General features: G+C 67.7%; 22 protein-coding genes. 13 read left to right on the top strand and 9 right to left on the bottom strand.

The window, feature by feature from the left end; translation table 11 throughout:
- Positions 1-617 precede the first annotated feature (617 nt).
- From moaA to AC1RB9_RS05450, 8 genes are all read right to left on the bottom strand, one after another.
- A complete protein-coding gene (gene moaA, locus AC1RB9_RS05485; protein ID WP_003092949.1) occupies positions 618-1,607 on the bottom strand; it encodes a GTP 3',8-cyclase MoaA in 990 nt (329 codons plus the stop codon).
- A gap of 56 nt (positions 1,608-1,663) precedes the next feature.
- Positions 1,664-2,482 (bottom strand): peptidylprolyl isomerase, encoded by an 819-nt coding sequence (locus tag AC1RB9_RS05480; protein ID WP_003105307.1) that lies wholly within the window; start codon positions 2,480-2,482, stop codon positions 1,664-1,666.
- Positions 2,483-2,536: 54 nt separating this feature from the next.
- Positions 2,537-3,220, bottom strand: a complete 684-nt coding sequence (gene narI, locus AC1RB9_RS05475) for a respiratory nitrate reductase subunit gamma (RefSeq protein ID WP_003453850.1) — start codon at positions 3,218-3,220, stop codon at positions 2,537-2,539.
- Positions 3,221-3,222: 2 nt separating this feature from the next.
- Complete coding sequence (gene narJ, locus AC1RB9_RS05470; protein ID WP_003092956.1) at positions 3,223-3,963, bottom strand: nitrate reductase molybdenum cofactor assembly chaperone; 741 nt, start codon at positions 3,961-3,963, stop codon at positions 3,223-3,225.
- A gap of 5 nt (positions 3,964-3,968) precedes the next feature.
- On the bottom strand, positions 3,969-5,510 hold the full coding sequence (gene narH / locus AC1RB9_RS05465) for a nitrate reductase subunit beta (protein ID WP_003092958.1): 1,542 nt from the start codon (positions 5,508-5,510) through the stop codon (positions 3,969-3,971).
- An 11-nt stretch (positions 5,511-5,521) separates the two neighbouring features.
- Positions 5,522-9,307: a nitrate reductase subunit alpha gene (locus AC1RB9_RS05460; RefSeq protein WP_003105302.1), complete on the bottom strand. Its 3,786-nt coding sequence runs from the start codon at positions 9,305-9,307 to the stop codon at positions 5,522-5,524.
- 75 nt (positions 9,308-9,382) lie between these two features.
- Positions 9,383-10,789: a nitrate/nitrite transporter NarK2 gene (gene narK2 / locus AC1RB9_RS05455; RefSeq protein WP_003105301.1), complete on the bottom strand. Its 1,407-nt coding sequence runs from the start codon at positions 10,787-10,789 to the stop codon at positions 9,383-9,385.
- 11 nt (positions 10,790-10,800) lie between these two features.
- Positions 10,801-12,096 carry a nitrate/nitrite transporter gene (locus AC1RB9_RS05450; RefSeq protein WP_003105298.1) on the bottom strand — a complete coding sequence of 432 codons (1,296 nt, stop codon included), beginning with the start codon at positions 12,094-12,096 and terminating at the stop codon, positions 10,801-10,803.
- A gap of 174 nt (positions 12,097-12,270) precedes the next feature.
- On the opposite strand from AC1RB9_RS05450, the gene narX reads away from it, so the two are divergent.
- The 10 genes from narX (at position 12,271) to AC1RB9_RS05400 (ending at position 20,030) form a co-directional block, all read left to right on the top strand.
- Positions 12,271-14,139: a two-component system sensor histidine kinase NarX gene (gene narX / locus AC1RB9_RS05445; RefSeq protein WP_003105296.1), complete on the top strand. Its 1,869-nt coding sequence runs from the start codon at positions 12,271-12,273 to the stop codon at positions 14,137-14,139.
- Complete coding sequence (narL, locus tag AC1RB9_RS05440; protein WP_003092968.1) at positions 14,136-14,795, top strand: two-component system response regulator NarL; 660 nt, start codon at positions 14,136-14,138, stop codon at positions 14,793-14,795. The genes narX and narL overlap by 4 nt, the downstream gene beginning before the upstream one ends.
- An 84-nt stretch (positions 14,796-14,879) precedes the next feature.
- Complete coding sequence (gene anvM, locus AC1RB9_RS05435) at positions 14,880-15,275, top strand: anaerobic/virulence modulator AnvM (protein ID WP_003092971.1); 396 nt, start codon at positions 14,880-14,882, stop codon at positions 15,273-15,275.
- 171 nt (positions 15,276-15,446) lie between these two features.
- On the top strand, positions 15,447-15,911 hold the full coding sequence (locus AC1RB9_RS05430) for a hypothetical protein (protein ID WP_003092973.1): 465 nt from the start codon (positions 15,447-15,449) through the stop codon (positions 15,909-15,911).
- Positions 15,912-15,926: 15 nt separating this feature from the next.
- A complete protein-coding gene (locus tag AC1RB9_RS05425) occupies positions 15,927-16,676 on the top strand; it encodes a class I SAM-dependent methyltransferase (protein WP_003111263.1) in 750 nt (249 codons plus the stop codon).
- 86 nt (positions 16,677-16,762) lie between these two features.
- Positions 16,763-17,593: an SDR family oxidoreductase gene (locus tag AC1RB9_RS05420; protein WP_003113772.1), complete on the top strand. Its 831-nt coding sequence runs from the start codon at positions 16,763-16,765 to the stop codon at positions 17,591-17,593.
- Positions 17,594-17,613: 20 nt separating this feature from the next.
- The gene (locus AC1RB9_RS05415) at positions 17,614-18,000 is read left to right on the top strand and encodes a hypothetical protein (RefSeq protein ID WP_003113771.1); all 387 of its coding nucleotides are present in this window, start codon (positions 17,614-17,616) and stop codon (positions 17,998-18,000) included.
- Between the two features lie 94 nt (positions 18,001-18,094).
- Positions 18,095-18,751: a tyrosine phosphatase TpbA gene (gene tpbA / locus AC1RB9_RS05410; protein WP_003453872.1), complete on the top strand. Its 657-nt coding sequence runs from the start codon at positions 18,095-18,097 to the stop codon at positions 18,749-18,751.
- A 104-nt stretch (positions 18,752-18,855) separates the two neighbouring features.
- Entirely contained in the window at positions 18,856-19,755 is a 900-nt protein-coding gene (locus tag AC1RB9_RS05405) for a TIGR01459 family HAD-type hydrolase (protein ID WP_003453877.1), read from the top strand.
- A gap of 29 nt (positions 19,756-19,784) precedes the next feature.
- Positions 19,785-20,030 (top strand): YgjV family protein, encoded by a 246-nt coding sequence (locus AC1RB9_RS05400; RefSeq protein ID WP_003092978.1) that lies wholly within the window; start codon positions 19,785-19,787, stop codon positions 20,028-20,030.
- 58 nt (positions 20,031-20,088) lie between these two features.
- On the opposite strand, the gene AC1RB9_RS05395 is transcribed toward AC1RB9_RS05400, so the two are convergent.
- Positions 20,089-21,363 carry a cation:proton antiporter gene (locus AC1RB9_RS05395; RefSeq protein WP_003105667.1) on the bottom strand — a complete coding sequence of 425 codons (1,275 nt, stop codon included), beginning with the start codon at positions 21,361-21,363 and terminating at the stop codon, positions 20,089-20,091.
- A 442-nt stretch (positions 21,364-21,805) separates the two neighbouring features.
- Here AC1RB9_RS05395 and AC1RB9_RS05390 point away from each other — a divergent pair, with 442 nt between their 5' ends.
- The 3 genes from AC1RB9_RS05390 to AC1RB9_RS05380 are packed head-to-tail and all read left to right on the top strand — an operon-like array spanning position 21,806 to position 24,125.
- Positions 21,806-22,528, top strand: a complete 723-nt coding sequence (locus tag AC1RB9_RS05390; RefSeq protein ID WP_003092982.1) for an ABC transporter permease — start codon at positions 21,806-21,808, stop codon at positions 22,526-22,528.
- A complete protein-coding gene (locus tag AC1RB9_RS05385; RefSeq protein WP_003105663.1) occupies positions 22,528-23,463 on the top strand; it encodes a glycine betaine ABC transporter substrate-binding protein in 936 nt (311 codons plus the stop codon). Before AC1RB9_RS05390 ends, AC1RB9_RS05385 begins: the two co-directional genes overlap by 1 nt.
- Positions 23,463-24,125, top strand: coding sequence for an ABC transporter permease (locus AC1RB9_RS05380; protein ID WP_003119254.1), 663 nt, complete (start codon positions 23,463-23,465; stop codon positions 24,123-24,125). Before AC1RB9_RS05385 ends, AC1RB9_RS05380 begins: the two co-directional genes overlap by 1 nt.
- Positions 24,126-24,127: the final 2 nt, after the last annotated feature.

The following is a 24,127-nucleotide window of genomic DNA, read 5'->3' as shown; positions in this document are numbered from 1 at the left end:
AAGGTGCGCCCGCGGCCCGGGCAGGAAACAGACGGTGATCCGCCTTTATACTTTTCGTCCAATCTGGACCAAAAAGTATACATCGTCAATCGCCGTCCCTCCTCCGCTACCCCTCCTTACCTCCTTCGAGGAATAGGCCCGCCGGCCCGCGGGACTTAGTCTTGAGCCATACACAGCCACCCCGCGAGGTGTTCCGCTACGCAGACATCACCCCTTGCTCCATTTCAGCTATCACGGTTAAGGCTCTATTTACGCCTGGATCCCCGCGTCACGCTCATGCCGCGGGGATTTTTTCGTTTCGTCAACGCCCTTGAGAGGCTTCGCTACCCGTCGCAAGCCGCGCTCCGCCAGCTAGCGCGCCCAGGTCGGCGCCGAGCGCGAGTACCGAAGGGTGCCTGAGCGACGTACGGGACCCGGTCGGGCTGGACATGCCCGGCCACCCGGACGCGCGGCGCAGCTAGGTGATCGCACGCAGTTCCTGCGACGGTTATGCCGTGATGTTTTCCGGGGGCGAGCTGTACAGCAGCGAGACCGGCGACGAGACCCTGCTGGCCTACCAGAAGAGCGGCCTCGCCCTGGCCGCTGGCGAAGGCCCGCTGGAGGCGCCCCGAGTCGCCTCAGCCGCCGCTCATGTTCATGAAGCGCAGCACCTGCACCTCGCCGGCGGCGCTGAATTCATGGCGCGCCGGCTTGCGCTGGAGCGCCTCGCCGATCGCTTCCAGCAACGGCCCGTCGTGCAGCGGGTGGCGGCGCAGCAGCGCGCGCAGGTCGAGCGAATGCTCGTGGCCGAGGCACAGCAGCAGGCGGCCCTCGACGGTCAGGCGCAGGCGGTTGCAGGTGGCGCAGAAGTTGTGCGAGTGCGGCGAGATGAAGCCGATGCGTGTCTGCGGATGCTCGACCAGGCGCACGTAGCGCGCCGGCCCGCCGCTCTGCTCGGCGCTGTCGAGCAAGGCGTGGCGCTGGGCGATCAGCGCGCGTACTTCGTCGCTGGAGCAGAAGCTCTCGCCACGTTCGCGGCCGACCTGGCCAAGCGGCATCTCCTCGATGAAGCTGATATCCAGGCCGCGGGCGATGGCGAAGTCCACCAGCGCCGGCACCTCATCGGCGTTGCGCCCCTTCATCACCACCGCGTTCAGCTTGATCCGGCGGAAACCGGCGGCCTGGGCGGCGTCGATGCCGGCCAGCACCTTGTCCAGCTCGCCGTTGCGGGTGATCGCCCGGAAGCGCAGCGGATCGAGGGTATCGAGGCTGATGTTGAGACGCGACAGGCCGGCGTCGTACAACGGCCGGGCGTAGCGCACCAGTTGCGAGCCGTTGCTGGTCATGCACAGTTCGCGCAACCCCGGCAGTGCCGCCAGGCGCTCGCACAGGCCGACGATGCCGGGCCGCACCAGCGGCTCGCCGCCGGTCAGGCGCAGCTTGCGCACACCGCCGGCGACGAACAGCCGGGCGACCCGCTCGATCTCCTCCAGGGTCAGCACCTGCTGGCGCGGCAGGAAGCGCATGTCCTCGGCCATGCAGTAGACACAGCGGAAGTCGCAACGGTCGGTGACCGACAGGCGCAGGTAGTCGATCTGTCGGCCTTGGCCATCGATCCAGTCGGTCATGTCCTGGGTACTCCGATTGATGTGCGGGAGGGAGAGGGAAACATCGGCACCGAAGGCTATTGCACCAGCGCCCCATCCGCGCCCTCGAAGGCGAAGCCCTCGATACAGGCGTCTCCCGCCAGCACGCCGATGTACTGCCCCACGGCCCGCTGCAACACCTGCGCTTGCAGGTGCGCGGCGATTTGCGCGCGGGCCGCGTCGAAGTCGAGCGGCTCGCCGCCTTCGCGCGCCAGCAGTTCCACCACATGCAGGCCATAGCGGCTTTCCAGCGGATGCTCGAGCAGCCCGGGCGCGCGGCGCAGCAGGCGCTTCTCGAATTCGGGGACGGTCTGCCCCGGCTCGATCCAGCCAAGGTCGCCACCCGACTCCTTCGACGGGCAGGCGGAGAAACGCCGGGCCAGGTCGACGAAGCGCTCGGGATGCCCGCGCAACTCGTCGAGCAGCTCCGCGGCCTGCTTGCGCGCCGTCTCGCGGCCTTCCAGGTCGTCCGGCGCGCAGGCCAGCAGCACATGGCGCAATTGCAGGCGCCAGGGGCCGAGCAGGCGCCCCGGATTGGCCGCGTACCAGGTCCGGCAGGCGTCTTCGTCGGCTTCCGGGACCTGCACCTCTTCCTCCAGCAATTGGCGGATGCGCGCTTCCTCCGGCGTCTCGCCGTCTTCGCAGCGGGCCTCGATGCCCAGCGCGTCGGCCCGTTGCAGGAGCAACTGGCGGACGATCAGCGCACGGCAGGCGGCCTCCAGCGCCAGCGCATAGCTGTCCGCCGGGTGGTATTGCAGTTCGCGGGCCAGCAGGTCTTCGCCGATGGCCATGCCGTTGACCTTCAGTTGCGGCAGTTCGACCTTCTCGACGCGTTCTTCGTAGTGGGAGCAACTCATGATCGATCACCTCGGTTCGGCGGGCCGGCGCCGGATGCGCCGGCCGCCCAGGGTTCAGGCAGGACGTTTCTGACGCACGATCTGGTAGCGCCGGCCCAGGTACCACACCGGCGCGCTGACGATGTGCACCAGGCGGGTGAAGGGGAACAGCACGAACAGGGTAAGGCCCAGGCCGACGTGCAGCTTGTAGACCAGGCCCACCGGCGCGATGGCCTCGGCCGCCGCCAGCGGACGCAGGGTGACGATGGCCTGGGCCCAGTCGGCGAGCATCACCATCACCGAGCCATCCATGTGATGGGTCGAGGCGACGATGGTGGAGAGGCCGAGGATCAGCTGGGCGTAGAGCACCAGCAGGATCATCAGGTCGGAGGCGTTGCCGGTGGCGCGCACCCGCGCGTCGGTCAGGCGGCGCAGGATCAGTCCGCTCAGGCCGATGAAGCAGAGCACGCCGAAGAAGCCGCCGGAGACCATCGCCATCAGTTGCTTGTTCTCGGTGCTGATCAGATGGTGGTAGACCGAGGCCGGGGTCAGCAGGCCGACGAAGTGGCCGGCGAGGATGAACAGCACGCCGACGTGGAACAGGTTGCTGTATACCCGCATGCCCTTCTTGCTGAGCATCTGGCTGGAACCGGCCTTCCAGGTGTACTGCGAGAGGTCGAAGCGCGCCCAGCTGCCGACCAGGCAGATCAGCAGCGCGACATAGGGATAGATCCCGAAGAACAGAAGATTGGTCGACATGCTCAGACTCCTTCGCGGGCCGCTCGATACTGCATCTGCGGTACCGGCTGGGCGACCCATTGCAATGGTTGTTCGGTGGACGCCGTCGGACGGCGGCCGCTGCTCGACGGGCAACCGCCGGCAGGGTCGGTGAAGCTCACCGGGGTTTCCTCCCAGGCCCGGTCGATGGCCTCCAGGCTGTCGTCGCGCTGTTCCTGGGCCTGGTCGCGACGCAACGCGCCGAGGTCCGGGCGCTCGCCGCCGAGTTCCAGCAACGCCTCGAAAATCGCCGCGTAGGCGCTGCCACGTTCCTCCAGGCGCAGCGCCAGCAGGCCGAGGATGTGCGCCACTTCGGCGAGCCCTTCGCTGGCCGCCGCGAACGGCAGCAGCGACAGGTATTCGAGGTACAGCGGCAGGTAGTCCGGCAGCTCCGGTACGTCGATCTGCAGGCCAGCCCCGGTATAGCGGTCGAGCAGGTCGACCATCGCCTGGCCACGGTCGCGGCTCTCGCCGTGGACATGCTCGAAGAGCAGCAGCGAGACCGAGCGGCCGCGCTCGAAGAGACCGTCGTAGCGCGCCTGGACGTCCAGCAGGTCGCCCTGGCAGAGCTCGTTGAGCAGCGCCGCGAGGCCGTCGCGCAGCGCTTCCGGCAGTTCGCAGGTGCGGATCAGCGCATGCAGGCCGAGGCTCTCCTCGCGCAGCTCGGCGCGCGGGTAGTCCAGTAGCAGGGCGAGCAGGCGGAACAGTTGGCTGTGATCGTTCATGGCGCTCACTCCTGGATCTGCACGACCTGGATCACGTCGCGGCGGTTGGTCGGCTTGCCGCCGAACAGGTTGACGGCGGAGTTGCTGCCGCCGGAACAGCCGTTGCCGAAGCTGAAGCCACAGCCAGAACGCTCGGCGAAGGCATCGGAAAGCGCTTCCTCGCGGTGCGCGCTGGGGATCACGAAGCGATCCTCGTAGTTGGCGATGGCCAGGTAGCGGTACATCTCCTCCACCTGCTCCACGCTCAACCCGACCTTGGCCAGCACCTCCAGGTCCTGGCGGCCTTCGACGTGCTCGGCGCGCTTGTAGGCGCGCATCGCCAGCAGGCGCTTGAGCGCCAGCAGCACCGGCGCGGTGTCGCCGGCGGTGAGCAGGTTGGCCAGGTACTGCACGGGGATGCGCAGCGACTCGACGTCCGGGATCACCCCGTCGCTGCCGATGTGCCCCTCGGCGGCGGCGTTCTGGATCGGCGACAGCGGCGGCACGTACCAGACCATCGGCAGCGTGCGGTATTCCGGGTGCAGCGGCAGGGCCAGCTTCCAGTCCATCGCCAGCTTGTACACCGGCGACTTCTGCGCCGCCTCGATGACGCTGTCGGCCACCCCATCCTTGCGCGCCTGGGCGATCACCGCCGGGTCGAACGGATCGAGGAAGATCTCCAGTTGCTTCTCGTACAGCTCGCGCTCGTTCTCGCAACTGGCCACTTCGTGGATACGGTCGGCGTCGTAGAGCAGCACGCCGAGGTAGCGGATGCGCCCGACGCAGGTCTCCGAGCAGACGGTGGGCTGGCCGGCCTCGATGCGCGGGTAGCAGAAGATGCACTTCTCGGACTTGCCGCTCTTCCAGTTGAAGTAGATCTTCTTGTACGGGCAGCCGGAGATGCACATCCGCCAGCCGCGGCACTTGTCCTGGTCGATCAGGACGATGCCGTCCTCCTCGCGCTTGTAGATCGCCCCGCTCGGGCAGGACGCCACGCACGCCGGGTTCAGGCAGTGCTCGCAGAGGCGCGGCAGGTACATCATGAAGGTGTTCTCGTACTCACCGTAGATGTCCGCCTGGACCTGGTCGAAGTTCTTGTCCTTGCGCCGCTTGGCGAACTCGGTGCCGAGGATCTCCTCCCAGTTCGGGCCCCACTCGATCTTCTCCATGCGCTGCCCGGAGACCAGCGAGCGCGGGCGCGCCACCGGCTGGTGCTCGGCCTTGGGCGCGGTATGCAGGTGCTGGTAGTCGAAGTCGAACGGTTCGTAGTAGTCGTCGATCTCGGGCAGGTCCGGGTTGGCGAAGATGTTCGCCAGCACGCGGAACTTGCCGCCGATGCGCGGGCGGATCGAACCGTCTGCCGCGCGCACCCAGCCGCCCTTCCACTTCTCCTGGTTTTCCCATTCCTTCGGGTAGCCGATCCCGGGCTTGGTCTCGACGTTGTTGAACCAGGCGTACTCCATGCCTTCGCGGCTGGTCCAGACGTTCTTGCAGGTGATCGAGCAGGTGTGGCAACCGATGCATTTGTCGAGGTTCAGCACCATGCCGACTTGCGAACGAATTTTCATGGCGTCTCTCCTCAAATGTCCTGGGGCAGCGGTTGCGGCAGGGCGTCGCCGCCGAGTCCGCCGTGGCGGGGTTCGTCCAGCCAGTCGACCTTGCTCATCTTGCGCACCACGACGAACTCGTCGCGGTTGCAGCCGACCGTGCCGTAGTAGTTGAAGCCCCAGGCCTGCTGGGCGTAGCCGCCGATCATGTGGGTCGGCTTGAGCACCACGCGGGTCACCGAGTTGTGGTGGCCGCCACGGGTGCCGGTGGTCTCGCTGCCGGGTACGTTCACGATGCGTTCCTGGGCGTGGTACATCATCACCATGCCGTCCTTGACCCGCTGGCTGACCACCGCGCGGCAGGTCGCCGCGCCGTTGGCGTTGAACACCTCGACCCAGTCGTTATCGACGATCCCGGCCTTGGCCGCGTCGTGCTCGCTGAGCCAGATGATCGGACCGCCGCGCGACAGGGTGAGCATCAGCAGGTTGTCGCTGTAGGTGGAGTGGATGCCCCATTTCTGGTGCGGGGTGATCCAGTTCAGGGTGATCTCCGGGTTGCCGTTGGGCTTCCTGTTCAACAGCTTCTCGGTGGTCCGGGTGTTGACCGGCGGCCGGTAGCTGACGAAGCCTTCGCCGAACGCCTGCATCCACGGGTGGTCCTGGTAGAACTGCTGGCGACCGGTGATGGTGCGCCACGGGATCAGCTCGTGGACGTTGGTGTAGCCGGCGTTGTAGCTGACGTGCTCGTCCTCGAGGCCGGACCAGGTCGGGCTGGAGATGATCTTGCGCGGCTGCACCTGGATGTCGCGGAAGCGGATCTTCTCGTCTTCCTTGGGCAGCGCCAGGTGGGCGTGCTCGCGGCCGGTGATCTTCGACAGCGCTTCCCAGGCCTTGACCGCGACCTGGCCGTTGGTTTCCGGAGCCAGGGCGAGGACCACCTCGGCGGCGTCGATGGCGCTGTCGATACGCGGCCGGCCCTGGCTGACGCCGCTCTCGACCACGCGATGGTTGAGGTCGCCGACCAGCTTCACTTCCTTCTCGGTGTTCCAGCCGATGCCCTTGCCGCCGTTGCCCAGCTTGTCCAGCAGCGGACCGAGCGAGGTGAACTTGCGGTAGACGTTCGGGTAGTCGCGCTCGACCAGGTGCAGCGTCGGCAGGTTGCGTCCCGGCACCGGCTCGCACTCGCCCTTCTTCCAGTCATGGCCGTCGCCACCGAACGGCTGCGCCAGCTCGGTGGGGGTGTCATGCAGCAGCGGCACCGTGACCAGGTCCTGCTCCACGCCGAGGTGGCCTTCGGCGACGGCGGAGAACTTCTTGGCGATGGCCTTGTAGATCTCCCAGTCGCTCTTGGCTTCCCAGGCCGGATCGGTGGCCGCCGACAGCGGATGGATGAAGGGGTGCATGTCGGAGGTGTTGAGGTCGTCCTTCTCGTACCAGGTAGCGGTCGGCAGGACGATGTCCGAGTACATGCAGGTGGAGGACATGCGGAAGTCCAGGGTGGTGACCAGGTCGAGCTTGCCCTCGGCACCGTCGTCGACCCAGTCGACCTCGGTGGGACGCGGACCGCCGGCCTTGCCGAGGTCATCGTTCATCACCCCGTTCTTCGCCCCGAGCAGGTACTTGAGCATGTACTCGTGCCCCTTGCCGGAGGAGCCCAGCAGGTTGGAGCGCCAGATGAACATGTTGCGCGGGAAGTTCTGCGGATCGTCCGGCGATTCGCTGGCGAAGCGCAGGCCGCCGCTCTTCAGTTCGCGCACCACATAGTCGGCGACCGGCAGGCCGGCGGCCTCGGCCTCGGCGGCGATGCGCAGCGGGTTGCGGTTCAGTTGCGGCGCCGACGGCAGCCAGCCGAGGCGTTCGGCCTGGATGTTGTAGTCCAGGGCGTGTTCGGCGAAGCGGCTGGCGTCGGCCAGCGGCGACAGCACCTCGTGCATCGACAGCTTCTCGTGGCGCCATTGCGAGCTGTGCAGGTAGAAGAAGCTGGTGCCGTTCATCTGCCGCGGCGGCCGGCTCCAGTCCAGGCCGAAGGCCAGCGGCGCCCAGCCGGTCTGCGGGCGCAGCTTCTCCTGGCCGACATAGTGCGCCCAGCCGCCGCCGCTCTGGCCGATGCAGCCGCACATCATCAGCATGTTGATGACCGCGCGGTAGTTCATGTCCATGTGGTACCAGTGGTTCATCGCCGCGCCGATGATCACCATCGCCTTGCCGCGGGTCTTGTCGGCGCTGTCGGCGAACTCGCGGGCGACCTGCGTCGCGCGCGCCGCCGGGACGCCGGTGATGCGCTCCTGCCAGGCCGGGGTATAGGGCGTGTCGGCGTCCTCGTAGGAGGTCGCCACGTTGTCGCCGCCCAGGCCGCGGTCGATGCTGTAGTTGGCCATCTGCAGGTCATAGACGGTGGCCACCCGCAGGCGCTTGCCGTCCGCCGCGACGATCTCGCGGAACGGCACCCGGCGCAGCAGTACCTCGTCGTTGGCGACGCCCTTGAAGTGCGGGTGCTCCTGCCCGGCGAAGTACGGGAAGGCCACCTCGCAGGCATGTTCCGGGCCATCGAGCAGCGACAGTTGCAGGCGCGTCTGGTCACCGCTCCTGCCGTCCAGCTCGGCGATGTTCCACTTGCCAGACTCGCCCCAGCGGTAGCCGATGGCGCCGGTGGGCGAGACCAGCCCGCCGCTGCGCTCGTCGTAGGCGATGGTCTTCCACTCGGGGTTGTTGTCCTGGCCGAGGTTGTCCGCCAGGTCGGCGGCGCGCAGGTAGCGGGTCGGCTTGAACGCGCCGCCGGCGTGTTCTTCCAGCAACACCAGCATCGGCATGTCGGTGTACTGGCGGCAGTAGTCGACGAAGTAGGCGCTCGGCCGGTCGAGGTGGAACTCCTTCAGGATCACGTGACCGAAGGCCATGCCCAGCGCGGCGTCGGTGCCCTGCTTGGGGTTGAGCCAGAGGTCGGTGAGCTTGGCCACCTCGGAATAGTCCGGGGTGATGGAGACGGTCTTGGTGCCCTTGTAGCGCACCTCGGTGAAGAAGTGCGCGTCCGGGGTCCGCGTCTGCGGCACGTTGGAGCCCCAGGCGATGATGTAGCTGGAGTTGTACCAGTCGGCCGACTCCGGCACGTCGGTCTGCTCGCCCCAGATCTGCGGGCTGGCCGGCGGCAGGTCGCAGTACCAGTCGTAGAAGCTCAGGCAGACCCCGCCGATCAGCGACAGGTAGCGGGCGCCGGCGGCGTAGCTGACCATCGACATGGCCGGGATCGGCGAGAAGCCGATCACCCGGTCCGGACCGTAGGTCTTGGCGGTGTAGACGTTGGCCGCGGCGATGATCTCGGTGACCTCGTCCCAGCTGGAACGGACGAAGCCGCCCAGGCCGCGCTGGCTCTTGTAGCTCTTCGCCTTGGCGGCGTCCTCGACGATGCTGGCCCAGGCGTTCACCGGGTCGCCGTGCTGCGCCCGCGCCTCGCGCCAGAGCTTGAGCAACGGCTTGCGCACCTTCGGGTACTTCAGGCGGTTGGCGCTGTAGATGTACCAGGAATAGCTGGCCCCGCGCGGGCAGCCGCGCGGCTCGTGGTTGGGCAGGTCCGGACGGGTGCGCGGGTAGTCGGTCTGCTGGGTTTCCCAGGTGATCAGGCCGTTCTTCACGTAGATCTTCCAGGAGCAGGAGCCGGTGCAGTTCACCCCGTGGGTGGAGCGCACGATCTTGTCGTGCTGCCAGCGCTGCCGGTAGGCACCTTCCCAGGCGCGGCTCTCGTTGCTGGTCTCGCCGTGGCCATCGGCGAATTCGCCCTGCTTCTTCTTGAAGAACTGCAGGCGGTCGAGCAGGTGACTCATCTTGATCTCCTCACCCGGTCTGTGCCGGGCGTTACAACGCTAATCAGGGGTTGCCGCGGGCTGCTGCCGACGGACTCAACAGGGACTCTCCGCACCCTTGCGCGCGTACCACCACCAGGTGGCGACGATGCAGCTCAGGTAGTAGGCGATGAACACGTAGAGGGCGCCCTCGGCGCTGCCGGTCATGTGCAGCGAGGTGCCGAACGCCTTCGGGATGAAGAACCCGCCGAAGGCGCCGATGGCGGCGGAGAAGCCGATCACCGCGGCCGACTCCATGCTCGCGTTGCGCGCCGCGCCGGCTTCGTCGGCCTGGCCGTCGCGCACCCGCCGGGCCCACTCGTTGCGGAAGATCACCGGGATCATGCGGAAGGTTGAGCCGTTGCCGATGCCGGCGAAGAAGAACAGCAGGATGAAGGCGCCAAGGAAGCCGAAGAAGTTGCCCTGGCCGCCGTCGCCCGGCAGGAAGGCGATCACCGCGAACACCCCGCCGATCATCAGCGCGTAGTTCCACAGGGTGATCCGCGCGCCGCCGAACTTGTCCGCCAGCCAGCCGCCCAGGGGCCGGCTGAGGGCGCCCACCAGCGGACCGAGGAAGGCGTATTGCAGCGGGTTGACGTCGGGGAACTGGGTCTTGCTGAGCATCGCGAAGCCGGCCGAGAAGCCGATGAACGAGCCGAAGGTGGCCACGTACAGCCAGCACATCAGCCAGTTGTGCTTGCGCTTGAAGATCACCGCCTGGTCGCGGAACGAGGCCTTGGCGTCGGCGATGTCGTTCATCCCGAACCAGGCCGCGACCGATACCACGGCGATGAACGGCACCCAGATCCAGCCGGCGTTCTGCAGCCACAGGCGACCGCCGTCGCCGAGCTGCTGCGGCTCGCCGCCGAAGGCGCCGAACAGGCCGCCGGCCACCGCCAGCGGCACGGCGAACTGCATCACCGAGACGCCGAGGTTGCCGAGCCCGGCATTCAGGCCGAGGGCGGTGCCCTGCTGGCTCTTCGGATAGAAGAAGCTGATATTGGACATGCTCGAGGCGAAGTTGCCGCCGCCGAAGCCGCAGAGCAGCGCGATCAGGGCGAACACCCAGTACGGGGTGCTCGGGTCCTGCACGGCGAAGCCCAGCCAGATGCACGGGATCAGCATCGAGGCGGTGCTCAGGGCGGTCCAGCGACGACCGCCGAAGATCGGCACCATGAACGAATAGAACACCCGCAGGGTGGCGCCGGAGATCGACGGCAGCGCCGCGAGCAGGAACAGCTGGTCGTTGCTGAAGGCGAAGCCGGCGCTGTTCAGGCGCACAGTCACCGTGCTCCAGATCATCCACACGGCGAAGGCGAGCAGCAGCGCGGGGATCGAGATCCACAGGTTGCGGCTGGCGATGCGCTTGCCGTTGCGCGCCCAGAACTCGGGGTCCTCGGGGCGCCAGTCGAGCAGCAGCGGTCCCCGTGCGGCTTTCAGTTGGGTATTGGCGATCATGCCCATGACGGCATTCCTCAGGAGTGGGTGGGAAGGGTGGGAGGAAGGTCGACGTCGGCCGAGGCGGCCTGGCCGTCGATGCGGCGTTGCTGCTTGATCGCGTAGTGCATCCAGACCATGCAGACCACGGTCAGGCCGAACAGCAACATGAAGCAGGAGGAGCGCACGCCGATGTGGTCGGCGGCGTAGCCGAACAGGATCGGCAGGCAGAAGCCGCCGAGGCCGCCGATCACCCCGACCATGCCGCCGACGGTGCCCATGTTGCTCGGGTAGTAGTCGTGGATGATCCGGTACACGCTGGCCTTGCCGAAGCCCTGGGCAATGCCGACGACGAACACCAGGAAGGTGAACAGCCAGACGTTCAGGCCGATGCCCAGGCTGAGGTCGCCCTGGATGCCGTGGATGGTCATGGTGGTCTGCGGGTAGGAGAGGAAGAACAGGCACACCAGGCAGACCCAGAACACGCCCCAGTTCACCGAGCGCGCGCCGTAGTGGTCGCTGAACCAGCCACCGAGGGCGCGGATCAGGCCGGACGGCAGGGTGAACAGCATGGTGATGAAGGACGCGGTCTTCAGGTCCAGGCCGTATTCGGCGATGTAGTACTTCGGCAGCCACAGGGCCAGGGCGACGAAGCCGCCGAAGACGAAGAAGTAGTACAGGCCGAAGCGCCAGACGCGCAGCTCGGCGAGCGGCGCCAGTTGCTTGGCCAGGGTCGGCCGCTGGCTGGCCTCGGCGGCGCCCTTGAGGTGCGCCGGATCGGTCCAGGTGAACAGCCAGAACAGCACGGCGGTGACCAGCATGGCCACCGAGTAGACCTGCGGCACCATGCGCCAGCCGAAGGCGACCACGATCATCGGCGCCACCAGGTTGGTGATCGCCGCGCCGGCATTGCCAGCACCGAAGATGCCCATCGCGGTGCCCTGGCGCTCCTTCTCGAACCAGGCCGAGGTGTAGGCGATGCCGACCGCGAAGGAGCCGCCGGCCAGGCCGACGAACAGGCCGAGCACCAGGTAGTGCCAGTACTGGCTGGCGAAGGCCAGGCCGTAGATCGGGATGGCCACCAGCAGCATGTGGATGAAGAACACGATGCGGCCGCCGAAGCGGTCGGTGATCAGGCCCAGCGGCAGGCGCACCAGGGAGCCGGTGAGGATCGGCAGGGCGACCATCAGGCCGAACTGGGATTCGCTCAGGCCGAGCTCGTCCTTGATGCGGATGCCGATGATCGAAAACATTGTCCACACGGCGAAATTCACCGCGAAGGACAAGGTACTCATGCCGAGGACGGAGTACTGTTTCTGACGTAGGGAAGCCATGGCTAAACTCTCTGCACGGACAGCGTTCAGCGAGAGCCTAGGGAAGGTGTTCCTATGCAAATTTGATAGGAATCAATGAAATACCGGCCGTTCCGTGCCTAGATGCGCGCCCCTACCTCGAAAGAGGTACGGCTGAAATTATTGCGCAACCCACTGTTTTAAAAGGTTTTTCTCATGAACAAGGCGACCGCGCCGGACGCTGACCAGCGGGACAGATTCTTTGGAGGTAGTGACAGGGCCGGAAAGCCGATCCTGCGCCGCTCCCTGGTAGTCCGCTTCGGCTGCTACCTCACCCTGCTGGTATCGCTGGCGCTGATCGGGATGTTCAGCGCCCTGCTCTTCGCCGACTACACGCACCAGGACGCCGCGGTGATCAACCACGCCGGCTCGTTGCGCATGCTCACCTACCGGGTCGCCCTGGAGCCCAGCCTGGAAGGCCGCCAGGCGCTGCTCGGGACCCTCGGCGAACGCCTCGACAGCGGCGACATCCGCCGCCTGCTGCAACGCCAGGATGCCGACGACCCGATCCGCCAGTTGCACCAGGAACTGCGCGAGGGCCTCGCGCGCCTGGACCCGCGCGCGCTGCCCGGACGCGCCGTGCTGGACGCCTACGTCGGCGACATCGACCGTTTCGTCGGCATCCTCCAGGCCAAGGCCGAGCGCCGCTCGCAACTGCTCAGCACGGTGCAGGGCCTGTGCCTGTTCCTCAGCCTGCTGGTGGTGTTCGTCACCCTCTACGACCTCAGCTATCACGTCATCGGCCCGCTGCGCGAACTCACCAGCACCGCCCGCCGCCTGGGCCGCGGCGAGCTGGACGCGCGGGTCACCTACAGCGGCGAGGACGAACTGGCGCAACTGGGCGAGCGCTTCAACCAGATGGCCGGCGAGCTGAAGAGCATCTACGGCGACCTGGAAGAGCGCGTGGAGGACAAGACCCGCGCCCTCTCGCAGAGCCACCAGCGCCTCGAACTGCTCTACGCCAGCGCCCGCCGGCTGGGCGAGAACCCCTACGACAGCCGCACCCTGCAACCGCTGCTGAACCAGTTGGAGAAAGTGCTCGACGCCGGCCGCGTGACCCTCTGCCTGAACAAGGACGGGGTCGAGCGCGCTTACAGTTCGCTGACCACCACCGAGCGCCCGGCGGACTTCTGCCTGCAGGGCGACTGCGGTAGCTGCCGCGAGCAGGCCAGCGCCTGCGACCAACCCTCGTCCCTGGCCCAGCCATTGCTGATGCAGCCCTTGTCCATCGCCGGCCACCGTTTCGGCGAACTGTTCATCGAAAGCCGCAGCGGCCGCCTGGAGAACTGGCAGCAGCAACTGATCGAGACCTTCTGCGACAACATCGCCCGCACCTTCGCCCTGTCCCTGCAACAGGAACAGGAAAGCCGCCTGGCCCTGTTCGCCGAGCGCGGCACCATCGCCCGCGAACTGCACGACTCGCTGGCACAGTCGCTGTCCTACCTGAAGATCCAGGTCAGCCGCCTGGGCACCCTGCTCAAGCGCGAGGCGCCGGCGGAGAAGATCGAGGACACCCTCGACGAACTGCGCGAAGGCCTCAACGGCGCCTACCGGCAACTGCGCGAACTGCTCACCACCTTCCGCCTCAGCCTCGACGAGCCGAGCCTGGAAGCCGCGCTGGGGAACGCCGTGGCCGAGTTCGGCGAGCGCGGCGAGGTGACGATCGAACTGGACAACCGCCTGCAACACGTGCCGCTGAGCCCCAACGAGGAAATCCACGTCCTGCAGATCGTCCGCGAGGCGCTCTCCAACGTGGTTCGCCATTCGCAGGCGCAACGGGCCTGGGTGCGCCTGAGCAGCCAGGCCGACGGCCAGGTGAGCATCGCCGTCGAGGACGATGGCGTCGGCTTTGATCCGCAGCAGAACCGTAGCGGCCATTATGGGCTTACCATCATGCAGGAGCGCGGCCAGACCCTCGGCAGCCAGTTGCGCTTCGAAGCGCGCGCACCTCACGGCACGCGAGTGCTCTTCAGCTTCGTGCCGACCGCCCTGCAACCCTCCGCCGCCAAGGAGCCGACCCCATGACGGACATGCCAGCCACCGCCGACGAACCGGTTCGCCTGCTGCTGGTGGACGACCATCCGATGATGCGCAAGGGCGTCGCCCAGTTGCTCGAACTGGAAGACGACCTCAGCGTGGTCGGCGAGGCCGGCAGCGGCGAGGAAGCCCTGCGCCTGGCCGCCGAGCTGGACCCGGACATGATCCTGCTGGACCTGAACATGAAGGGCATGAACGGCCTGGACACCCTGCGCGCGTTGCGCGAGGCCGGAGTCGACGCGCGCATCGTGGTGTTCACCGTGTCCGACGACAAGGGCGACGTGGTCAACGTCCTGCGCGCCGGCGCCGACGGCTACCTGCTCAAGGACATGGAGCCGGAGCGCCTGCTCGAGCACATCCGCCAGGCCGCCACCGGACAGATGACCCTCAGCCCGCAGTTGACCCAGATCCTCGCCCAGGCCCTGCGGGGCGACGACCGCTCGAAGAGCCTCGACGAGCTGACCGAGCGCGAACGGCAGATCCTCCGCCAGATCGCCCACGGCTACAGCAACAAGATGATCGCGCGAAAGCTGGACATCACCGAAGGCACGGTGAAGGTCCATGTCAAGCGGGTGCTGCACAAGCTCGGCATGCGTTCGCGGGTCGAGGCCGCGGTGTGGGCGGTGGAGAACGACCTGGTGTGAGCCGCGCGCGGGCTTGATTCCGGTCAAGAAATCCACCGCGGCGCTGCGTCGATACTGGCGGCTTCCTTCCACGAGGCGCCCGTCATGATGTTCGAACGCAGCCCCGACGATCCCCTTCCCCTGGTCTACGCCTGCTCCGGCTGCTCCAACGTGGCGCAACTGGCCAACGATCTCGCGCTGCGCCTGGATCGCGCCCGGCTGGCGGAGATGTCCTGCATCGCCGGAGTCGGCGGCGACGTCCCGCTGCTGGTCCGCCGGGCCCGCTCCGGGCGACCGATCCTGGCCCTCGACGGTTGCCCGCTGCATTGCGTGAAAGGCTGCCTGGCGCGCCACGAGGTAGTCCCGACCCTGCACCTGACCCTCAGCGAACACGGCCTGAAGAAGCGCTACGGCGAGGACTGCGAGGCGCAGGACGCCGAGCGCCTGTTCGTCGAACTGGAGCGTCTGCTGACGCCGGGCGGCAAGCGCCGCTGCGAATGACGGCGAGGCCGGGGGCGGCGGCTATCCCCAGCCTGCCGAAACCCGCATCCCCGCCTTTCGGCCTCCCTCGCGCATATCGCGGCGCCTCCGCCGCGTAAGCGTGCCCGTACCGCCTGCGATACGCAGCAGTGCGCTAGGATGTCCCCTCGGCTTCGAAGAAAGGACATTTCAATGCTGATCGGTGCGCTGCTGGTTCTCACCTGGGTCATCCTCCTCGTCCGATACCCGGCCAAGGCCCTGCCGGTCTCCCTGGCGGCTCTCGCCGGGCTGGGCCTGGTGGCGGCCTGGGTGATCTGGCAGGACAACGACGAAAGCCGCCACCTGCAACGCCAGGAACTGCGCCTGAGCTATGCGCCGGAACGCTGTCCGGTGGACCGGCCGCTGGCGGTCGAACTGAAGAACGGCAGCGACCGTCCGTTGCTGGAGCTACGCTGGAGGATCGCCGCCTACCGCCCCGGCGACAGCGTCAACCTGGCCGACACCAGCTTCGACAGCCCGCGCTACCGGGCGCCGAACGCCCTGCTCGGCGGCGACAGCTGGCACGATTGCCTGCCGCTGCCGCCGCTGCGTCCGGGCTATCGCGCCAGCACCCTGGAATTCCGCGCCGAACGCCTGGACGGGCGTTTCGGCAACTGACCGAGGGAGGACCCGATGGAAACCCGCCGTCTGTTCGACCAGGGCTCCGCTGCCTACGCCAGCGCCCGCCCGCGTTATCCCGATGCGCTCTACCGCCATCTCGCCGGGCTCTGCGGCCAGCGCCGGCGCGCCTGGGACTGCGCCACCGGTACCGGCCAGGCCGCGCTCGGCCTGGCGCAGTACTTCGGCGAAGTCCTCGCCAGCGACACCAGCGCGCAGCAGATCGAACACGCCGTTGTCCATCCGGGTATCCGCTACAGCGTGCAGGACGCCGAAGCCACCGACTATCCCGACGCCGCCTTCGACCTGGTCTGCGTAGCCCAGGCCTGGCACTGGTTCGACCATTCGCGCTTCAACCGCGAGCTGCTGCGCGTGCTGCGTCCCGGCGGCGTGTTCGCCGCCTGGGGCTACGGCTGGTTCAGCATCGACGCGCAGATCGATGCCGCCATCGACGAGGAATACCTGCGCCCGATCGGCCCGTACTGGGCGCAACAGAACCGCCTGCTGTGGAACGCCTACCGGGATGTCGAGCTGCCGCTGGGCGAACTCCCCGCGCCGGCCTTCGTCATCGAGCAACAATGGAGCCTGGCCCGGTTGTTCGACTACATGGCCACCTGGTCGGCCAGCCGCCTGTGCCGCGAGGCGCAGGGCAACGCTTTCGTGCGCCAGGCCCTGCAACGGGTCGCCGCGCTCTGGGGCGAGCCGACCTCGACACGCAGGGTTCGCATGCCGCTGGCGCTGCGGATCGCGCGCAAGGACGCCTGACCGAGCCTTCGGGCGGTTTTCCGCGGCCGGCGAATCCAGTACGGTAGGCCGCCCTCCTTCCAACTCCCAGCCAAGGAACGCTGCCCATGAGCCAACCCGTCGCCTTCGTCACCGGCTGCTCCAGCGGCATCGGCCGCGCCCTCGCCGACGCCTTCCAGCGCGCCGGCTACCGGGTCTGGGCCAGCGCGCGCAAGGAGGACGACGTGCGTGCCCTGGCCGAGGCCGGCTTCCAGGCGGTGCAACTGGACGTCAACGACGCCGCCGCGCTGGCCCGTCTGGCCGAGGAACTGGGAGTCGAAGCCGCCGGCCTCGACGTGCTGGTCAACAACGCCGGCTACGGCGCCATGGGTCCGCTGCTGGACGGCGGCGTCGAAGCCATGCGCCGGCAGTTCGAGACCAACGTGTTCGCCGTGGTCGGCGTGACCCGCGCGCTGTTCCCGCTACTGAGGCGCAAGTCCGGCCTGGTGGTGAACGTCGGCAGCGTCTCCGGCGTGCTGGTCACGCCCTTCGCCGGCGCCTACTGCGCCTCCAAGGCCGCGGTGCATGCGCTGAGCGATGCCCTGCGCCTGGAGCTGGCACCGTTCGGCGTCGAGGTGCTGGAAGTGCAGCCGGGCGCCATCGCCTCGAACTTCGGCGCCAGCGCCAGCCGCGAGATGGACAGCGTGGTCGACGAACGCTCGCCCTGGTGGCCGTTGCGCCGGCAGATCCAGGCGCGCGCCGCGGCATCCCAGGACAATCCCACGTCCGCCGAAGACTTCGCCCGCCAGTTGCTAGCCGCCGTGCAGCGCCGTCCGCGCCCGCCGCTGGTGCGCATCGGCAATGGCAGCCGGGCCCTGCCGGCGCTGGCCCGCTGGCTACCGCGCGGCCTGCTGGAGCGGCTGCTGAAGAAGCGCTTCGGCCTCGACACGCGCCTCTGAAACCGCCAGGAGATACCGCCATGGGCGACCGCCTTGCCGTACCCATCCGCTACTACGCCCTGGCCGGGATCGCCGCGGCGATCCTGCTCAACGTGCTGCTGCGCGGGGTGGTCCGCTTCGGCGGCCTGCCGGCCAGCCTGCTGATCGCCGCGCTGGTCGCCGGCGGCCTGGCCTGGTGGTTCGCCCGCGCGCAGCGGCGCTGGCCGACCTGGGGCGAGCGCTTGCGCCTGGTCGCCCTGTATGGCGGAGTGCTCGGGGTCCTTTACCTGCTGCTGGTCGGCCTCGCCTCGCTGAAAGGCGATCCCAGCCCGGCGGCACTGCTCATCGTGGTGCTGCACTACCTGTGCTATCCGGCGCTGTTGCTGGTGTTCTTCTCCGGCAGGGTCTATGGATTCTTCCTGCGCTGACAGGTGAGGCTGCCTCAACGAATTCTTCACATTCTCTTCAGCTCGGCTTGACCCGCCCTCGCCTAGTGTTGGCCACCCACCGCACGAGGCCGACATGCACCGTTCACCGCTCGCCTGGCTCCGCCTGCTCCTCGCCGCCGTGCTCGGCACCTTCCTGCTCGGCGGCCCGCTGCATGCCGCCGAGACTGCCGCCACGCGTTCGCCAGCCTGGGCGCAAGCGGTCGACCCGTCGATCAACCTCTACCGCATGAGCCCCACCCTCTATCGCAGCGCGCTGCCCAACGCACAGAGCGTCGCGCTGCTGCAACGCCTGCAGGTGAAGACGGTGGTCAGCTTCATCAAGGACGACGACCGCGCCTGGCTGGGCCAGGCTCCGGTGCGGGTGCTCAGCCTGCCGACCCACGCCGACCGGGTCGACGACGCCGAGGTGCTCAGCGTCCTCCGCCAGTTGCAGGCCGCCGAGCGCGAAGGCCCGGTACTGATGCACTGCAAGCACGGCAACAACCGCACCGGACTGTTCGCCGCCATGTACCGCATCGTCGTGCAGGGCTGGGACAAGCAGGCCGCGCTGGAGGAAATGCAGCACGGCGGTTTCGGCGACGAGAACGACATGCGCGACGCCAGCGCCTATGTGCGCGGCGCCGACGTCGACGGCCTGCGCCTGGCGATGGCCAACGGCGAATGCAGCCCGTCGCGCTTCGCCGTCTGCCATGTGCGCGAGTGGATGGCCCAGGCGCTCGACCGGCCGTAAACACGCGCAGGGCCGAAAGGCTTGGTCCCGTCACGCAAGTTTGGCACCCTTGGGACTCGCCGCCGCACGCGGCGGCCCACTTCGACAGCCGCGACGAGACTCCCATGAGCGATGCCCCGACCTCCCCGCGCTTCAGCGCCGCCACCAGCACCCGCCTGCTCGACCATGCGCAACTGGAGGCGCTCTGCGCCGACTATGACGGCTTCCTTCTCGATCTCTGGGGCGTAGTGATGGACGGCGCCGAGGCGTTCCCCGGCGCCCTTGCCTGGCTCGCCCGGCGGCACGCCGAAGGCCGCCCGGTCTGGTTCCTCAGCAACTCGTCCAGCAGCGTGGTGGAAATGAGCGCCGGGCTCGAGCGCCTGGGCATCCGGCGCGACTGGTTCGCCGGCATCACCACGTCCGGCCAGTTGACCATCGACGCCCTGCTGCAAACCGCCGAATACCGGCGTGGCGGTATCTACCTGGCCGGCGTCGGCCTGGCCCAGCAGAGCTGGCCGGCGGAAATCCGCGAGCGCTTCGTCGAGGACATCGCCCAGGCGGCGCTGATCGTCGGCGTCGGCAGCTTTCCCCAGGATGAACTGGAACAGCGCTTCGCGCCCCTGCGCGGCGCCACCGACCTGCCGTTCCTCTGCGCCAACCCGGACCGCGTGGTGGTTTCCGGCGGCCGCACGGTATACGGCGCGGGCATGCTCGCCGAGCTGTTCAGCGAGGAAGGCGGCCAGGTCAGCTGGTACGGCAAGCCCGACCCGGCGGCCTTCCGCATCGCCCAGCGGCAACTGGAAGCGCGCGGCGCGCGGCACATCCTGTTCGTCGGCGACTCGCTGGTGACCGACGTCCCCGGCGCCCTCGCCGCGCGCATCGATACGCTCTGGCTGGGCGCCACCGGCATCCACCGCGAAGCCCTGGGCGCCGAGTTCAACGGAGCACTCGACGAGGAGCGGGTCAGGTCGCTGCTGCACGGCTATCCGATCCGACCGCACTTTGCCGCGCCAGGGCTGGTCTGACCCTCAAAGGTCGGAAAAAGGATGCACGCATGCACTGGCTGGACTACCTGCAATGGCCCGCCATGCTGGTCACAGTGGTGGCCGCCTGGCTGGTGGCGTCGGCGCATCGGCGAAGACGCAAGGTCGGCTTCTGGGTGTTCCTCGCCAGCAACCTGCTGTGGATCGCCTGGGGCCTGTACGCCCAGGCCTATGCGCTGATCCTGCTGCAGGTCTGCCTGGCGGCGATGAACCTGCGCGGCACCCATCGCAACGAAGCGCCACAGGACAGCGCCTGATGGCCGCCAACGAAAACGCCCGCCATGACGGCGGGCGCTCGCTTTGCGAAGGCTGCGCTCAGTGCGCCCCCTCGCTTTTCTCCAGCGGCTGGCCGGCGTAGATACGACGCACCAGCGGGCCGATGGAAAGCCCCTGGAGCAGGATCGATACCAGCACCACGATGTAGGTCAGGCTGAGGATCAGGTCGCGCTCCGGCCCCAACGGCAGGGACAGCGCCAGCGCCACCGAGACGCCGCCGCGCAGCCCACCCCAGACCAGGATGCGGATGGTGCCCGCCGGTACCTGCCGGTTGGCGCCACGGAAACGGCGCAGGACCAGGATCGCCGGGCCCACCGTGAGCAGGCGCGAGACCAGCACCGCGCCGCCTAGGGCGAAGGCCGCCGCCACGTGCAGCCAGGAGAACGGCAACAGCAGCAGCTCCAGGCCGATCAGGGCGAACAGCAGGGCGTTGAGGATCTCGTCGATCAGTTCCCAGAACTTGTCCACGTAGCGCCGGGTCTCGTCCGACATCGCGTAGTGGCGTCCGTGGTTGCCGATGATCAGCCCGGCCACCACCATCGCGATCGGCGCCGATACGTGCAGGCGCGCGGCCAGCGCGGCACCGCCGATGACCAGGGCGAGGGTCAGCATGACCTCCACCTGGTACTGGTCGATGCCGCGCATCATCACGAACACCCCGTAGCCGAGCACCGCACCGAAGACCACGCCGCCGATGGCTTCCTGGACGAAGAGGATCGCCGTGGCGCTGACCGTGGGCGCCTCGCCGAGCTGGAGGATGCCGAGGATGATGGCGAACACCACCACCGCGGTGCCGTCGTTGAACAGCGACTCGCCGACGATGGTGGTCGCCAGCGGTTTCGGCGCGCCGGCGGACTTGAGGATGCCGAGCACGGCAATGGGGTCGGTCGGCGAGATCAGCGCGCCGAACAGCAGGCAGTAGATGAAATCCACCTGCCAGCCGAACAGCGGGAAGGTGTAGTAGGCCAGGCCACCGATGACGAAGGTGGCGATCAGCACCCCGGCGGTGGCCAGCAGGCCGATCGGCCACTTGTAGCTGCGCAGGTCGGAGAGGTCGACGTGCAGTGCGCCGGCGAACAGCAGCGCGGGCAGGAACCAGGTCATCAGCACTTCGGAGAAGTCGATGCGGCGGATGATTTCCTGCATCTCCACCTCGAGGATCGGATAGCCCAGTTCCGACAGCCCCTGGACGATCAGCGAGAACACCAGCGCCGTGGCCATCACGCCGATGGTCGGCGGCAGGCGGATGAAGCGGTAGTTCACGTAGGTGAGCAAGGTGGTCAAGGCAATGAATGCCGCGACGAGATCGAGCATGACGCGGGGTACTCCCTTAGCAGAAGGTAAAACACCTACCCCAAAAGGCCGATCCGTGAACCGTGGGGTGCGAATGTCTGGAAAAGCCCGAGAAAATTTCGGAACCCGCATCATAACCGCAGAAAAGCCCTGGACGTCCAGCGCACCGATACGGTGCATGGCGCGCCGCCGACGCGGCAGCGCCATTATCGACCGCTTCCCCGGGGAAAATTTCTTCGTTCGCCGCCAGCCCAGGCGAGACGGCGGCTGCGGCCGCTTGCCCAGGCCCGGCCATGGCACAAGCATGGCCGTTTCGTTGAACCTCCGCGAACGACGAACGGTCAACCCTTTCAGGGTCGGGAATTCGATGCCCATCCGAAGCCTTTGATTTCCGGCCTGTTTCCGCGCTTCGACGAAGCGCCCGACAGCGTAGCCAACGCTCATTCCGAAGGGAGTCCCGACCATGGTGAAAACCTGTGGCAAGGCCCTGCTCGGCCTCTGCGCCGCAGCCGCCGTACTGGCCTTGCTGATCCACTGGATCACCCCCGCGACCATCCTCCACTACCGCGAGGACCTGCTGTTCTACTTGCAGGCCCACCTGGTGCTGGTCTTCAGTTCGATGGCGGCCGCCCTGCTGGTCGGCGTGCCGGCCGGCATCCTGCTCAGCCGTCCCGGCATGCAGGCCCAGGCCGAACGCCTGATGCAGGTGTTCAACGTCGGCAACACCATCCCGCCGCTGGCGGTGCTGGCCATCGCCCTGGCGATCATCGGCATCGGCAACGGCCCGGCAATCCTCGCCCTGTTCCTCGCCTCGCTGCTGCCGATCGTGCGCAACACCTACGAGGGCCTGCGCAATGTCTCGCCGGCGCTGAAGGAAGCCGCCACCGGCATCGGCATGACGCCCAACCAGGTGCTGCTGCGGGTGGAACTGCCGAACGCGGTGCCGATCATCGTCGGCGGCGTGCGCGTGGCCCTGGCGCTGAACGTCGGCTCCGCGCCGCTGGCGTTCCTGATCGGCGCCAACAGCCTGGGCAGCCTGATCTTCCCCGGCATCTACCTGAACAACCACCAGCAACTGCTGCTCGGCGCCGCCTGCACGGCGCTCCTCGCCCTGCTGCTGGACGCCCTGGTGGTGCTGTTCAGCCGCATGTTCCTGGAACGCGGCCTGACCGCCAAGGAGGCCTGATGAACCGACTGATCCGCTCACTCTGCCTGGCCTGCGCCGGCCTGTTCGCCGCCGGCCTGGCGCAGGCGGAAACCCTGCGCATCGGCGGCAAGACCTTCACCGAGCAGCGCATCCTCACCGCCATCACCGCGCAGTTCCTGCAGAAGCGCGGCTACGACGTGACGGTCACCACCGGCCTGGGCAGCACCCTGGCCCGCGCCGCCCAGGAAAGCGGCCAACTGGATATCGTCTGGGAGTACACCGGCTCGTCGCTGATCGTCTACAACCACATCGACGAGAAGCTCGACGCCGCGGCTTCCTACCGCCGGGTCAAGCAACTCGACGAAGCCCAGGGCCTGGTCTGGCTGAAGCCGACCCGCTTCAACAACACCTATGCCCTGGCCATGCCCGAGGAACAGGCCGAGCGCCTGGGCATCCAGAGCGTCAGCGATCTCGCGCGGGTGCTCGCCGAACAGCAGGAGGCCGAGCCCGGGAGCACCCACCTGTTCGCCATGGACCCGGAGTTCGCCGGCCGCCCCGACGGCCTCGGCCCCATGAGCGAGCTGTACGCCCTGCACTTCACCCGCAACGACATCCGCCAGATGGACGCCGGGCTGGTCTACACCGCGCTGAAGAACCGCCAGGTGTTCCTCGGCCTCGTCTACACCACCGACGGCCGCCTGAAGGATTTCAAGCTGCGCGTGCTGAAGGACGACAAGCAGTACTTCCCCTTCTACAACGCCGCCCCGGTGGTGCGTAAGGAGGTCATGCAGCGCCATCCGGAGTTCGCCACGCTGTTCGATCCGATCATCGAGCGGCTCGACGACGCCACCATGCAGGCGCTCAACGCGCGGGTCGATATCGAGCAGCAGACGCCACAGAAGGTCGCCGCCGACTTCCTCCGCGAACACCACCTGCTCGACGACGGCCAGGCCGGCCAGGGAGGTAGCCAGTAATGGACTTCTTCAGCGTGCTTTCCCATCTCGACTGGTCCCAGGTCGGCCAGCTCACCCTCCAGCACCTGCTGCTGGTACTGGTCGCCGTAGGCCTGGCGATCCTCGTCGGCGTGCCGCTGGGCGTGCTGATGACCCGCTTCACGTGGCTGGCCGGCCCGTTGCAGGGCGCCGCCACGGTGATGCTGACCATCCCCTCGATCGCCCTGTTCGGCCTGCTGATGCCGGTCTACTCGGTATTCGGCCAGGGCCTCGGGCCGCTGCCGGCGATCACCGCGGTGTTCCTCTATTCGCTGCTGCCGATCCTGCGCAACACCTACCTCGCCCTGACCGGCGTCGAAGCGGGCATCCGCGAGGCCGGCAAGGGCATCGGCATGACCTTCTGGCAACGCCTGCGGATGGTCGACATTCCCCTCGCGGTGCCGGTGATCCTCGCCGGCGTACGCACCGCCGTGGTGATGAACATCGGCGTGATGACCATCGCCGCGGTGATCGGCGCCGGCGGCCTGGGCGTGCTGATCCTCACTTCCATCAGCCAGAGCAACATGCCGATGCTGGTGGTCGGCGCGGTACTGGTCAGCCTCCTGGCCATCGCCGCCGACCTGCTGCTGCAATGGCTGCAACGCATCCTCACCCCCAAGGGACTGCGCGCCAGCGCGCACTGACA

This window comes from Pseudomonas sp. 20-5 (assembly GCF_056782835.1).
This window is presented reverse-complemented; position numbering and strand designations above follow the sequence as displayed.

Coding starts and splice junctions, on each gene's coding strand:
- moaA (WP_003092949.1), bottom strand. CDS start 1,607: ATGACCGACTGGATCGATGGCCAAGGCCGACAGATCGACTACCTGCGC.
- AC1RB9_RS05395 (WP_003105667.1), bottom strand. CDS start 21,363: ATGCTCGATCTCGTCGCGGCATTCATTGCCTTGACCACCTTGCTCACC.
- AC1RB9_RS05430 (WP_003092973.1), top strand. CDS start 15,447: ATGCTGATCGGTGCGCTGCTGGTTCTCACCTGGGTCATCCTCCTCGTC.
- narJ (WP_003092956.1), bottom strand. CDS start 3,963: ATGAACGATCACAGCCAACTGTTCCGCCTGCTCGCCCTGCTACTGGAC.
- AC1RB9_RS05415 (WP_003113771.1), top strand. CDS start 17,614: ATGGGCGACCGCCTTGCCGTACCCATCCGCTACTACGCCCTGGCCGGG.
- narH (WP_003092958.1), bottom strand. CDS start 5,510: ATGAAAATTCGTTCGCAAGTCGGCATGGTGCTGAACCTCGACAAATGC.
- AC1RB9_RS05405 (WP_003453877.1), top strand. CDS start 18,856: ATGAGCGATGCCCCGACCTCCCCGCGCTTCAGCGCCGCCACCAGCACC.
- AC1RB9_RS05425 (WP_003111263.1), top strand. CDS start 15,927: ATGGAAACCCGCCGTCTGTTCGACCAGGGCTCCGCTGCCTACGCCAGC.
- AC1RB9_RS05460 (WP_003105302.1), bottom strand. CDS start 9,307: ATGAGTCACCTGCTCGACCGCCTGCAGTTCTTCAAGAAGAAGCAGGGC.
- AC1RB9_RS05380 (WP_003119254.1), top strand. CDS start 23,463: ATGGACTTCTTCAGCGTGCTTTCCCATCTCGACTGGTCCCAGGTCGGC.
- narL (WP_003092968.1), top strand. CDS start 14,136: ATGACGGACATGCCAGCCACCGCCGACGAACCGGTTCGCCTGCTGCTG.
- AC1RB9_RS05450 (WP_003105298.1), bottom strand. CDS start 12,096: ATGGCTTCCCTACGTCAGAAACAGTACTCCGTCCTCGGCATGAGTACC.
- AC1RB9_RS05390 (WP_003092982.1), top strand. CDS start 21,806: ATGGTGAAAACCTGTGGCAAGGCCCTGCTCGGCCTCTGCGCCGCAGCC.
- AC1RB9_RS05400 (WP_003092978.1), top strand. CDS start 19,785: ATGCACTGGCTGGACTACCTGCAATGGCCCGCCATGCTGGTCACAGTG.
- anvM (WP_003092971.1), top strand. CDS start 14,880: ATGATGTTCGAACGCAGCCCCGACGATCCCCTTCCCCTGGTCTACGCC.
- narX (WP_003105296.1), top strand. CDS start 12,271: ATGAACAAGGCGACCGCGCCGGACGCTGACCAGCGGGACAGATTCTTT.
- AC1RB9_RS05480 (WP_003105307.1), bottom strand. CDS start 2,482: ATGAGTTGCTCCCACTACGAAGAACGCGTCGAGAAGGTCGAACTGCCG.
- narK2 (WP_003105301.1), bottom strand. CDS start 10,789: ATGGGCATGATCGCCAATACCCAACTGAAAGCCGCACGGGGACCGCTG.
- AC1RB9_RS05385 (WP_003105663.1), top strand. CDS start 22,528: ATGAACCGACTGATCCGCTCACTCTGCCTGGCCTGCGCCGGCCTGTTC.
- narI (WP_003453850.1), bottom strand. CDS start 3,220: ATGTCGACCAATCTTCTGTTCTTCGGGATCTATCCCTATGTCGCGCTG.
- tpbA (WP_003453872.1), top strand. CDS start 18,095: ATGCACCGTTCACCGCTCGCCTGGCTCCGCCTGCTCCTCGCCGCCGTG.
- AC1RB9_RS05420 (WP_003113772.1), top strand. CDS start 16,763: ATGAGCCAACCCGTCGCCTTCGTCACCGGCTGCTCCAGCGGCATCGGC.